The sequence below is a fragment of the Tautonia sociabilis genome (genome assembly GCF_003977685.1).
GTDB lineage: Bacteria > Planctomycetota > Planctomycetia > Isosphaerales > Isosphaeraceae > Tautonia > Tautonia sociabilis.
Window position 1 is genome coordinate 1 of sequence record NZ_RYZH01000040.1, and the last position, 12,427, is coordinate 12,427.

Sequence of the window (12,427 nt, forward strand, 5' to 3'; positions counted from 1 at the left end):
AAGCTGCGTCGGGCGACGACCTTGAGCTGATCGTCGAGGACGCACAGGACGATGGTCTTCTTGTGGAGGTCGATGCCGACGTGGTGCACGGGAGTCCTCCGGTTCGGTGGGGCAGGAGTTCGGTTCTGCACCTCCAGTCTTCCACCGGCTCGGGGCCCCGGGCCCCGTCGGCTCGACCTCCCCTCTCATAGTTTCAATGGACACCGCGATTTCTTTGACAGGTCAACAGGTTCCGTCAATCGGCCCCAGCGCACCGAAGGCGCACCGACCGCGTCGATGCCGGCGCACCGGTCGCCGTCCGAGTGTCGTCCTGGACGCGCGTCGCGTGCCGAGCCAGGCGCCCGGGGATCAGTTCCAGGGGAGGCGAGACCGGGTCGACCAGTACTCCTCGGGAGGCTCGGCCAGTTGGGCGAGGGCCTCGTCGGCGAGGGGATCCCAGGGGACGGCGAGGGCCCCCAGGTTCGATCGGAGCTGCTCCACCGTCGCCGCCCCGCTCAGGACCACGTCCGCCCAGGGGAGGGCCAGGGCGGCGGCGAGCGCGAGGGCGTCGAGGGTCGTGCCCAGCCGATCGGCGGTCTGCTCCAGCACGGCTCGGGGGGGGGCGAAGGTCGGGTCGTCGTTTCGGCTAGTCAGCCGGCCGTTGGCCAGGGCTTCCTTCACGATCACCCCCAGGCCCATCGACCGGGCCTCGGCCAGCCTCGGGCCGATGGAGGATTCCAGGAGGTTCCAGGTGGCCTGGACCACGTCGAACAGCCGGGCGCCGTCGACCTCCGTGTCGAGTGCCCGCGACAGCGTCTCCCCCTGCCGGGGGCCGGACAGGGACAGGCCGATCCGCATCCCGTCTCCTTTCAAGCGGGCCAGCTCGGCCAGCACCGCCGGGTCATCGAGAACGCCGCTCTCCAGGGTGGCGGAGTGGATCTGGTACAGGTCGAGGTGTCCGCCCAGGATGGCCCGGCTCTCGGCTCACTGGCGGCGGAGGTTCTCGACCGAGTGGTCCTTCACCTCGTGCCGGTCGGCGTCGACCCGCCAGCCCGCCGTGTAGACGTATCCCCACTTCGAGCCGATCGTCACGTCCTCCGGCCCGATCCCCCGGCGAGCCAGCCAGGCCGAGAGGAACGCCTCGGCCCTCCCGTAGGACCGGGCGGCGTCGACGTAGCGGACGCCGGCCTCGAAGGCGTCGTCGAGCACGGCGAAGGCGAGGGCCTCCATCGCCGACTCGTCCCGACCGGCCTCCAGGTCGTCGGCGTGACCGAGGTTGATGGAGCCCGGCCGGCCGAGCGCCGCCAGCCCCAGCCCGATCCGGGAGACGACCAGGCCCGAGTTCCCCAGGGTGACCGTGTCCATCTCCCCCTCGCTCGTGACTCCGATCCGGGAGGGCCGCCCCCCTCACCCTCGCCGGCACACTCTATCCGAAGGGGCCTCGCCCTGGTATGCCGTTGCTCGATCCGAGGTCGCCAAACCCCGAGGAGATGCCCGAGATGAAGTCCATCCCGATCGGATCGCTGGTCTACGAGTTCACCCGGCATCTGGAGCCCCGCGCCCGGATCGAGCCGGGGGAGACGCTGGCCGTCTCCAGCGAGGACGCCCTCTCCGGCCAGATCCGCACCGATGCCGACCGCCGGGACAAGGTGGCCATGCCCTTCGGCAACCCCCTGAACGGGCCGATCTGGGTCGAGGGGGCCGAGCCGGGAGACGCGCTGGCCGTCACCATCCACGAGATCCGCCCCGCGATCGGCCAGTGCGCCACCCGCACCGCCGACCCGAAGCAGCTCTGCGAGTGGCTCGGCACCGACTGCCCCCACGGCACCCACGTCTGCAAGATCGAGAATGGGTTGATCCACTGGGGAGACGGCATCACCATCCCCTACGCGCCCATGCTCGGCTGCATCGGCACCGCCCCCGACTGGGGAGTCCCCTCCACCGCCCCGGCCGGCCCTCACGGGGGGAACATGGACCTCATCGAGGTCTGTCCCGGCAACACGGTGGTCCTCCCGGTGTTCGTCCCCGGCGGCTATCTCTACCTGGGAGACGCCCACGCGGCCATGGGGCACGGCGAGCTGTCGGCCACGGGCCTGGAGATGCCGGCCGAGTCGATCATCACCGTGAACCTGCGCAAGGGGCTCCGCATCCCTGGCCCCCGGATCGAGGCGCCCGATGAGATCATGGCCGTCGCCACCGGCTGTCCGATGGAGCGCTCCACCGCCGAGGCGTTCGCCCGACTGATCCTCTGGATGGAATCGGACTTCGGCTGGGACCGCTGGCGGGCCTACGACATCCTCACGCACGTCGCCCGCATCTCGGTCGGCTACTACGGCATCGGCACCGTGGCCGCCAAGATCGAGCGGCGTTACCTCGGCGGGGGCTGATCGGAGCCGTCCGGCTCGTCGTCTCCCGAGGCATCCTCCTGCCGAGACAGATCGACCCAGTAGGGCAGGGCGAAGTAGCCCAACGCGAACGCTCGGGCCACCCCGGTGAGACGATCGCCGCGGCGGTCCAGGTGGAACTCGATTGTCGTCGGCCCGTGGTAGTAGGGCTGCGTCCGGAAGGTCCCGACCACATGGCCGACCAGCCGATCCCCCTCGACCGAGAGGCTGACCAGGCGCCTGGGCGGCTCGGAGCCGAAGGCGACCCGGGCGGAGTCGGGGGCCTCGACCTCCAGCCTCACCGGCAGGTCCCCCCGGTCGGGATCGGCCAGGAGGCCGGCCCAGGAGCCGATCCAGTCGTCGGGGGCTCCCTCGGTCGGATCCGGGGCCTCCTGCCCGGTCGGATCGGGGGGGGGCGGCGGCTCTCCCGGCCCGAGGTCGAGCGCATCGGTGATCCGGTCGGCGATCGCTCCGGTGACGTCGAAGCCGTCGCCGTTGCGGAGGACGATGACCGCGGCCTGATCATCGGGGTACAGTTTCACATACGTCGAGACGCCCGGCATGCCTCCGCTATGCGAGAGGACTCGGCGCCCGATGTCGGTCCCGACCGCCCAGCCGATCCCGGTGCCGGAATCCGGGGAGCGGCGGCCGGTCAGCTCCCGCATCTTCCGGGCCGCCTCCTCGCTCAGCAGCCGGACGCCGTCCAGCGCTCCGCCGTTCAGGTGGAGCAGGGCGAAGCGGGAGAGGTCGTTGGCGCTGCTCCAGATGGTCGAGGCGCCGGGGTGGTCGAAGTCGTAATGCCCGACCGGTACGAACCGGCCCCCCACGTCCCGGGTGTAGGGGACGGCGGCGTCGGCCTCCAATCCCGGCCGGACTCGGTTGGAGGTGCGGGTCATGCCGATCGGGTCGAAGACCTCCCGTTCCATGAACTCCGGCCAGGGCGTCCCGGAGACGACCTCGGTGATGTAGCCGAGGATCCCGAAGCCGAGGTTCGAGTACTCCCAGGCCGACCCCGGCGGCTTCGAGGCGAAGCCGTACCGTCGGATCGTCTCGTCCATGGGCGGGGGCCGGTGGCCGTCGTAGAAGAACTGGTAGTGCAGGGGGAGGCCGGAGGTGTGGTTCGCCAGGCGGCGGACGGTCATCGCGTCGGCCGAGCCGAGCGGAGCCCGGAGCGTCTCGCCGGGGAGGTAGCGGTTGGCCGGGGCGTCGAGGTCGACCAGGCCGCGATCGACCAGGACCATCAGGCCGGTCGCCGTGATCGGCTTGGAGACGGACGCCAGCCAGTAGATCGAGTCGGCGGAGGCGGCCGTCCCGGCCTCCAGGTTGGCGACGCCGAACCCCTCGGCCCAGACGACCTCGCCGTCTCGGACGACCGCGACCGCAACCGACGGCGAGCGGCCCTCAGCCACCTGGGCCTCGATGAACGCCCGGGGCTCGGCGAACTCCGGGGGGGCCGGGATGTCGACGCCCCGGACCGGGGCCGTCGCGAGGAGGGCCGATCCGAGCACCAAGAGCCGGACTCGGGAAAATGGCATCGTTCGATCGATCCTCGAAGGACGCTTCCGGCCGCCGGAGGCTCCGGGACCCGGCGGCCGGGGAAGGACAGGGGATCAGGCCGGCGGCGGGGCCTGGAGGATCTCTCGGATGATCCGGGCCGGGCGGCCGTCGGTCAGATGATACTCGCGTCCGTTGGCGTGGTAGGCAAGACGCTCGTGGTCGAGGCCGAGCAGGTGGAGGACCGTGGCCTGGAAGTCGTTCGGGGTGACGACGTCCTCAACGGCCCGGTGGCCGACCTCGTCGGTCGCGCCGAACGTCGTGCCGCCCTTGATGCCGCCGCCGGCCATCCAGATGGAGAAGCCCTGGCCGTTGTGGTCTCGGCCGGCGTTGTCGTCGAGCGCCCCCTCGGTGACGGGGAGGCGACCGATCTCACCTCCCCAGTGGACGATCGTGGTGTCGAGCAGCCCGCGTTGCTTGAGGTCCTTGACCAGGGCCGCGGCGGGTCGGTCGGTGCGCCGGCAGATGGCGGGCAGGGTCGACTTGATGGAGCTATGATTATCCCAGGGCTGGCCGCCGAGGAACAACTGGACGAAGCGGACGCCGCGCTCGACCAGGCGTCGGGCGATCAGGCAGCGGGTGCCGTATTCCCTCGTCTCGTCGTGGTCGAGCCCGTACAGGCGCCGGATGGACTCGGGCTCTTCCGAGACGTCGAGGGCCTCCTTGGCGGCGGTCTGCATCGAGGCGGCCAGCTCGTAGCTCCTGATGCGCGTCTCCAAGTCGGCCTCGCCGGGGTGGCGTTCGAGGTGGCGGCGGTTGAGGCGGTCGAGGAAGTCGAGGTTGCGGTCCTGGACCGCTCCCCGGGCGGAGGGGGGCGGGTCGAGGTTGAGGATGCGGGGCTCCTTGGGCCGGAGGACGGTCCCCTGGTAGAGCGGCGGCATGAAGCCGCTGGACCAGTTGTGCGTGCCATCGACCGGGTGGCCTTCCGGGTCGGAGAGGACCATGTAGGCCGGCAGCTCGCGCGACTCGCTGCCCAGGGCATAGACGATCCAGCTCCCCATCGTCGGCCGCCCGGTAACGCCAGCGATGCCGCCGTGGAAGTATCGGATCGAGACCTCGTGCCCGTTGTGCCCGGTGTGCATCGACCGGATGACGCACACGTCGTCAACGATGCCGCCAAGCTCCGGGAGCAGTTCGGAAACCTCGGTGCCGCACTCCCCCCGCTTCGAGAATCGCCAAGGGGAGCCCAGCAGCGCCTTGGTCGCCCGATTGACGAAGCTGTAGACGACCTCGCCGCCGTAGTCCTTCCCGTGCAAGCGGGAGAGTTCGGGCTTGGGGTCAAGCAGGTCGACGTGCGAGGGCCCGCCGTGCATGAACAGCGAGATCATCGCCTCGGCCTTCGGGGCGAACATCGGGGGCCGGGGATCGAGATTCAGCGGCAGGTTCTCGCCCGGTTTCCGCGGGGTCTCGGCCAGCGCGCCGTCCCGCTCCAGGAGCGAGGCCAGGGCCAGCGCACCGACGCCGAACCCGGTGTTCGCCAGCAGAGAGCGGCGCGTCCATCGCGGGAATTCAGTCGACATACAGGAACTCGTTGGAGCTGAGGAGTTGATGACACAGGTGCGTCAGGGCCGACCGCTCCCGGCCTCCCTCGGACTCGGACTCGGACTCGGCCGGGTCGACCGCCTCGATCTGGTCGGCCACGAAGGCGAGCGCCAGGTCGAGTTCGTCCGGATCGATCGGCCGCTGGTAGGCCAGGGTCCACGCCCGGGCGATCATCTGCGGGATCGTCGCGCCCGAAGGCCCCCGGAAGGCCCCGTCCGCGTTCCATTCGTCCGACCCGATTCGGTCGGTCGCGAAGTCCGCTGGCGTCTCGGAGAGGAGCCGGTCGGCCATCGCCTGCGCCTCTCCGACGAGGAAGTCGCTGTTCATGAGCGTCAGCGCCTGAGGGGCGGAGGTGCTGGGCGACCTTCGGTCGCAGTTGACCTCCATCACGGGGGCGTCGAACGCGGTCAGGAACGAGACGGGGCGGCTGCGGCGGACCTGGAGGTAGATGCTGCGGCGGGGGGAGTTCCCCTCCGGGACCGCCTGGCCGACGGCGTCCTCCGACACCGGCACCGGAGGGCCGAACGGTGTGAGGTCGAGCCGGCCGCTGACGGCGAGGATGCGGTCGCGCAGCGCCTCGGCGTCGAGCCGGAGGACGGGGAAGCGGCCATAGAGAGCGTTGTCCGAGTCGATCGCGTCGTGCGACGGATTTCGGCGGGAGGACTGGCGATAAACGGTCGACGTCATGATCAAGCGATGCATCCGCTTGAGGCTCCAGCCCTGGCGGACCAGCTCGGAGGCCAGCCAGTCGAGCAGCTCCGGGTGGGTCGGCCGCCGGCCGAGCACGCCGAAGTCGCCGGGGGTGTCGACCAGGCCCCGGCCGAAGTGGTGGAGCCAGATGCGATTGGCCAGCACCCGGCCAACGAGCGGGTGAGTCCCGCTGGTCAGATCGCGGGCATAGGCGAGGCGGCGCCCGGAGGTGGGGAGGTCGGGATCGTCGGCCGGCAGCTCCAGGCGCTCCCCCTGAGGGGCGGCGATGGTCAGGCCGCCGGGGCCAACCGGATCGGTCGGCTGGCGGTGGTCGCCGCGGTGAAACAGGCGAGTCTCGGGCAGGATGCCGGGGACCTCGTCGAGCACGCTCACGAAGTCCTCGACCGGCTTCTCGGCGCGCTTCGCGGCCACGGCGTCGCGATCGGCCTTCAGCTCGTCGGCGGCCTTCTGGTTGTAGAGGTAGAGGGTGCCGGCGTTGACGTTGACCTTCGGGTGCGCGGCGAGCAGGGCCTTCTGCTCCTCGGTCCGATCGCCGGGGGGGGTGGAGTTGGCGGTCCGGAGAGCGTCGCGCAACTCCTCGGGATAGCTCTCCAGGACCTTCTCCAGCTCTTCGGCGATGAAAGCCTGGGTCTTCTCAGCGACCGCCTTCTGAAGCTGCTGGGCCTCGGCCTCGATCGCCTCGGCCCGGGCACGCTGCTCGTCGGTCATCAGCGAGACGAGCCGCTGGCCAGGGCGACGCCAGTGCTGGGGGTCGAGCGCGGGCTCGAAGACGGCTCGAAGGCGGTAGTAGTCGGCCTGGGGGATGGGGTCGTAGCGGTGGTCGTGACACTGGGCGCAGCCGACCGACAGGCCCAGCAGCGCCGATCCGACGACTTTCAGCGCGTCGGCCACCACCTGGTTCGAGGCCAGGGCCTCGTCGGGCGCCCCGGTCGAGGTCGTGTCGGGGACATTGCGGAGGAAGCCGGTCGCGGCCAGCGTGTCGACCTGCTCGGGGGAGAGGTCCTTCCAGGGCCGGGGAACCAGCTCGTCTCCGGCGAGCTGCTCGACGATGAAGCGGTCGAGCGGCACGTCGGCGTTCAGAGCCCGGATCACATAATCGCGATACTTGTACGCATACGGGCGCGGGGTGTCCTCCGATCCATTCCCGTCGGAGTCGGCGTAACCGGCGACATCGAGCCAGTGCCGGGCCCAGCGCTCCCCGTAGCCCGGGGAGTCGAGCAGGCGATCGACCATCCGTTCGTAAGCGTCCGGCGAATCGTCGGAGAGGTAGGCGTCGATCTGCTCCTGCGAAGGGGGGAGGCCGGTCAGGTCGGCGCTGGCGCGGCGGAGGAGGGTCAGCCGGTCGGCCTCGGGAGCGAAGTCGAGCCCGTGCTCCTGGAGCCGGGCCAGGACGAACGCATCGATCGGCGTTCGGACCCGATCCGAGGGGACAACCGAGGGCGGCTCGGGGCGTCGGATCGGCTGGAAGGCCCAGTAGGAGCGATCCTCCTCGGTGATCCCAATGCCGGGAGGCAGCGACTCGGGCTCGTCGCGCAGGGTGGGCGCCCCGGCGGCGATCCAGCGCTCGATGATGGCGACCTGGTCGGCCGGCACCTTCTTCTCGCCAGGAGGCATCTCGCCGTCCTGGAGCCGGAACAGCAGGAGGCTGTCGGCCGGATCCCCCGGGACGATCGACGGCCCGCTCACGCCTCCCCGCTCGGTGAAGCGGCGGAGGCGGAGGTCGAGGCCTCCCTTCAGCTCCTCCTCACCGCCGTGGCAGTCGAGGCAGTACGCCTTGAAGATCGGCCTCACGTCCCGCTCGAACGTCGGGGGGTCACTCGCCCCCGTCTCCCCTCCCGACACGGCGAGGAGCAATGCGACCGCCGACCGGAGCCCCACACTGATCATCCTTCCCCTCCGGGTTTCGGCCCCTGGCGGCCGATCGGGAGGCCGAGGGCCCTTCGGCCTCCCGGTCGCCCCAGCCCGGGCGCCCCTGGCGGCGCCCCTGTTGAATTCTTGCACAACAACCGGGCGGTTGTCAGCCCCGTTCCGGCGTTCCGGTTGGATCGGGGGTCGGGAAGCGGGGCCCGCCCGGGTCGTCGAGGGAAGGGGGGCGATCCAGGCCCGGTCCTCGGGGACCGGGGGATCGGGGAGCGGTCAGGGGCCAAACCGCCAGCCGTCGGCGTCGACGGTGACGACCGTGTGGCCCTGGCAGCGGTCGTACAGTTCGTGCATCTCGGGGATCGAATCGAAGAACCCGACAATGTGGGCGGCGCTGAAGACGTCGCCGGCCCGGGTGGGTCGGCCGTGGATCTCCTCGATCATCACGATGATCCCGCCGGGGCGCTGGCTGCACCAGGCCTCGTAGACGACCTCTGGGTCGAGGGTCAGGCCGGCCAGCCAGGGGCCATCGGCGCCGGTTTCCGGGTCTCGGAGGCGGTAGGCTCGAATGAACGACGAGGGGGTGCGGTGGGTATCCCGGCGGTAGCCGAACTTCAGGTCGGGGGGGAAGGGGGAGAAGAACTCGGAGGAGGGGATGCGGACCCCGTCCGGGCCGCCGAGGTAGCTGAGGTAGATCTCGCTGAAGGTGTCGCCGCGGTCGTGCCGGATGCAGCCGGGGGTGTCGTTGCGGAGGAACAGCTCGGGGGAGTCGTTCGCGCTTTCAACCCGGTCCATCAGCACGAAGTACCGCGCCCCTTTCGGGAAGACGACCAGTTGGGTCCAACGCGAGCCGGGGGTTCGGCCGGGGGCGGCGTACTCGAAGCGGTAGGAGGTGCGGACGGCAACGAAGTCTTTCCCGCGGATGACCTCGGGCTGGACGGGCTTCATGCGGTGGCAGAGTTGAGGACCCTCGACCATCCGCTTGCGGTGGCTGCTGCCGTGGGCCATCAGGGCGTATTCGCGGCGGGCTGGATCCGTCTCGTTCTCGAACCAGGTGTAGCGGCCGACGCCGTGGCCGTCGGGGGCGAAGACCTGCTCCTGCCAGGCCTCATCGCTGCCGGGCTCCATCAGCCAGTCGATGACCATCAGGCCGTCGCCCGCTTCTCGGAAGCCGGTGGTCTTGTCGAGAAAGGAGCCCTTCTCGATGCCGGTCATCCAGTGCTTCGGGTCGCGCTTGGGGATGGTGGCGGCGAGGAGGTCGGTTTCGATGGTGATGGCCCGGTCGTCCTCGGTGACGGTGACCCAATCGTCGCCGACGTCCTGGGCCAGGACGATCGGCGAGCAGAGCAACAGGAAACCGGCGGCGGGCAGGACGGTCGAAGACATAGAAGGACCTCGATCGGTCGGGAGGCCAGCCCGGTCGGCCTCGATCGGCCGGCCCCCGGGCTTCGAGGGGCCATGCTATCCGACCGAGGATCGAATCAAAACGCTCACCCGGGGGGCTCCGCCTCGCCGGCCCTTCCCCAATTGGCTTGGCGGAGGGAAGGTCGTCTGGGGATTCCTCACCCGGGAGGAGCCCCTTGGATCCGCGAGGGCTCGTGTGGTTCGATGCCAGGGAGCCGGCACCGCCGGCAGTCAGGCCGAGCGACCCGGGGGAGGACCGACTAATGCCGCATTCGCATGACCTCGGGACGGGCCAGCACGGCCGGGCCTTCGCGGTCGGGGTGGCGCTGAACGTCGCCTTCGTTCTCGTCGAGGCGGGGTTCGGGCTCTGGGCGAACTCGCTGGCGCTGCTGGCCGATGCCGGGCATAATCTGAGCGACGTGATCGGCCTGCTGCTGGCCTGGGGAGGCGCCGCGCTGGCGAGGATCCGGCCCACGGAACGGCATACCTACGGCTGGAGGGGCTCCTCGATCCTGGCCGCGCTGTTCAACGGACTGATTCTGCTGGTGGCCGTGGGAGGGATCGCCTGGGAGGCGATGCGTCGGCTGTTCGAGCCGGTGGAGCCGGCCGGGCTGACGATCGTCGTGGTGGCGGCTGTTGGGGTCGTCATCAACACCGCGACGGCGCTGCTGTTCCTCAAGGGCCGAGAGCGGGACCTCAACATCCGGGGAGCGTTCCTGCACATGGCGGCCGACGCGGGGGTGTCGGTCGGCGTGGTGGTCGCGGGGCTGGGGATCCGGTGGACCGGATGGGCGTGGATCGATCCGGCGACCAGCCTGGTCATCGCGGTCGTGATCTTCTCGGGGACGTGGGGCCTGTTGCGGGAGTCGTTCAACCTGGCGATGCAGGCCGTCCCGGAGGGGATCGACCCGAAGGCGGTCCGCTCCTACCTCGAAGGGATCGAGGGGGTCGAGGACGTGCACGATCTGCACATCTGGGCGATGAGCACAACCGAGGTCGCCCTCACCGCCCACCTCCTGAAACCGGGATCCGGCAGCGATGACGACGACGAGCTGCTGTCGAGGATCGGCGCCGGGCTTCATGACCGATTCGGCATCGAGCACGCGACGATCCAGGTGGAGCGTCGCCCTCCCGGGGTGTGCGGCCAGGCCGGCCAGGGGGCGGTGTGATCCCCCCCCCGAGGTCCCTCCCGCCGATCAGGGGAAGATCCGAAGGCCGACGACGGTGTTGAGCCGGAGCGTGGCCCGCCGGTGACGGACCAGGGAATCGCGGTACTGGCGGGCGATCTCGTTGTAGGAGCGGAGGGCTTCCAGGTAGGAGATCAGATCGCGCTCGCCCGATCGGTAGAGCTGCTCGCTCGTTTCCAGGGAGGTCCGAGCGCCGGGCAGGATCTCCTCCTCCAGCCTTCGGACGGACTCGGCCGTGACGACGTAGGCCCGCTCGGCGCGACGGACCTGGGCGACGACCTGGCGCTCGAGGTCGGCGAGCTGGAGCTTTGTCTGATCGACGGTGTGGCGGGCTCTCCGGATGTTTCCCTGGTTGCGATCGTAGATCGGGAGCGGGATCGTCAGGCCAATGGCCCAGGAGGTGTGGGATCCGTTGCTCCCCAGGGGATTGATGGGATCCTGATACGTGTACGGTTGGTAGAGTAGGAAGACGTCCTGGAAGCGGTTCGCCTCGGCCAGCCGAACCTCGGCACGGGCCCGCTCGACGCCCAACCGGAAGGCGGCCAGGTCGGGGCGGGTGGTGAGGGCCATCTGGATCAGCTCGTCGGAAGGGGGCAGGGGGGCGTCGGGAGGCTGGAGCGCCCCCCGGAGCTCCAGGAAGTCGGACTCGGCCGGGGGGAGGTTCAGGAGGACGCCCAGCGTGCGACGGGCGTCGATGGACGTCTCCTCGGCTTCCAACAGGGCGACCTCGGTACTGTCCCGGAGGATCTCGACGCGGCTGACGTCGGCCTGGACGGCGGCCCCCTGGTCCCGGAGCGCCTCGGTGGCCCGGAGGAGCTCGGCGAGGCCGTCGAGGCTCGCCCTCAGGTATCGGATCGTCTCCCGGGCGGCCAGGGCATCGAGCCAGGCGGTGTAGAGGTTGTCGACCTGGAGGCGGACCGCGTCCTGGAACTGGGCCCCGACGACGTCCTTGGCCCGGACGGCGACCTCGGTCCGGCGCCGCCACTTGCCGTTCAGGTCGATGGGGTGGGTGATGTTCAGGTCGTACTGCGTTGGCCCGGCCTCATTGGCGAGACTGCCGTAGGGGACGAACTGGGTGTCGAAGTAGAGCAGGGGGTTGGCCCAGAGGCCGGCGGTGAGCACATCGGCCTCGGCCTTGGGGATCTCCAGCGCCTTGGCCTGGAGCTCCAGGTTGGCCTGCAGCAACAGGTCGATCGCCTGATCGAGGGTCAGGCCGTCGGGAGGCCCCTCGTCCTCGGCGGTGACGGGGACGTCCAGGCGACCGTAGATGGGAAGCCCGGCCTCGGGGAGGGCCGGAGGGAGCTGGAGTCCGCCCCCCTGCTGGGCGTCGAACGGCTGGCCCGGCCGGGTGATCCCCTGGGGCACCCGAGGGACGCTCGGGCCGGTCCGGCCGCCGAGGATCTCCCGCTGCTCCCCGGGGCCAGCCCCGAGGGCCCGGCCTCCGGAGCCGGGGGCCTCCCCCAGCAGCGAGCCCCCAGAACCAGGCGATTGGGCCGCCGCCGTCGCGGGGGCGACGACGATCGCCAGGATCGCCGAGAATCGGATGATGGGCTTCACGACAATTGGCCTCCCTGCCGGGCGGAGGGGGGTCGCCGAGCGTCCTGCCGGCGACCGAGGGTCCGATCGTGCCCGCCGCCTCTCCCGTTCCATCGTCCGGATCGCCGGTGGAGTCCCCGGCTCGTCGGGATCGGGCCGGGATTCGGCCGGTACCACCGGCACGACCGGCACCTCCGGCCCCCTCCCGGCTCCCGTCGCCCGACCCGAGGGGGCGGGATGAGGCAGCGTCATGCCGGGATCCGCCGATCG

At 70.6% G+C, this 12,427-nt stretch carries 7 protein-coding genes and 1 pseudogene; 2 read left to right on the plus strand and 6 right to left on the minus strand.

The features are described 5' to 3' along the window. Nucleotides 1-348: 348 nt before the first annotated feature. Nucleotides 349-1,344: pseudogene (locus tag TsocGM_RS18455) on the minus strand (aldo/keto reductase). Between the two features lie 134 nt (nucleotides 1,345-1,478). On the opposite strand from TsocGM_RS18455, the gene TsocGM_RS18460 reads away from it, so the two are divergent. After that, nucleotides 1,479-2,366: an acetamidase/formamidase family protein gene (locus tag TsocGM_RS18460; protein WP_126726940.1), complete on the plus strand. Its 888-nt coding sequence runs from the start codon at nucleotides 1,479-1,481 to the stop codon at nucleotides 2,364-2,366. Here TsocGM_RS18460 and TsocGM_RS18465 read toward each other — a convergent pair. The 4 genes from TsocGM_RS18465 to TsocGM_RS18480 form a co-directional block, all read right to left on the minus strand. Next, the gene (locus TsocGM_RS18465) at nucleotides 2,348-3,898 is read right to left on the minus strand and encodes a serine hydrolase domain-containing protein (RefSeq protein ID WP_126726941.1); all 1,551 of its coding nucleotides are present in this window, start codon (nucleotides 3,896-3,898) and stop codon (nucleotides 2,348-2,350) included. The genes TsocGM_RS18460 and TsocGM_RS18465 overlap by 19 nt on opposite strands. A 75-nt stretch (nucleotides 3,899-3,973) precedes the next feature. Beyond that, complete coding sequence (locus tag TsocGM_RS18470) at nucleotides 3,974-5,437, minus strand: DUF1501 domain-containing protein (protein ID WP_126726942.1); 1,464 nt, start codon at nucleotides 5,435-5,437, stop codon at nucleotides 3,974-3,976. After that, on the minus strand, nucleotides 5,427-8,057 hold the full coding sequence (locus TsocGM_RS18475; RefSeq protein ID WP_126726943.1) for a DUF1553 domain-containing protein: 2,631 nt from the start codon (nucleotides 8,055-8,057) through the stop codon (nucleotides 5,427-5,429). The genes TsocGM_RS18470 and TsocGM_RS18475 overlap by 11 nt, the downstream gene beginning before the upstream one ends. Nucleotides 8,058-8,306: 249 nt before the next feature. Beyond that, nucleotides 8,307-9,416 (minus strand): hypothetical protein, encoded by a 1,110-nt coding sequence (locus TsocGM_RS18480; protein ID WP_126726944.1) that lies wholly within the window; start codon nucleotides 9,414-9,416, stop codon nucleotides 8,307-8,309. 281 nt (nucleotides 9,417-9,697) lie between these two features. Between TsocGM_RS18480 and TsocGM_RS18485 the strand changes: the two genes are divergently transcribed. Continuing rightward, nucleotides 9,698-10,603 (plus strand): cation diffusion facilitator family transporter, encoded by a 906-nt coding sequence (locus tag TsocGM_RS18485; protein ID WP_126726945.1) that lies wholly within the window; start codon nucleotides 9,698-9,700, stop codon nucleotides 10,601-10,603. 27 nt (nucleotides 10,604-10,630) lie between these two features. Here the strand turns inward: TsocGM_RS18485 and TsocGM_RS18490 are convergent, their stop codons facing one another. After that, nucleotides 10,631-12,178 carry a TolC family protein gene (locus TsocGM_RS18490; RefSeq protein WP_158633626.1) on the minus strand — a complete coding sequence of 516 codons (1,548 nt, stop codon included), beginning with the start codon at nucleotides 12,176-12,178 and terminating at the stop codon, nucleotides 10,631-10,633. Between the last annotated feature and the right edge of the window lie 249 nt (nucleotides 12,179-12,427).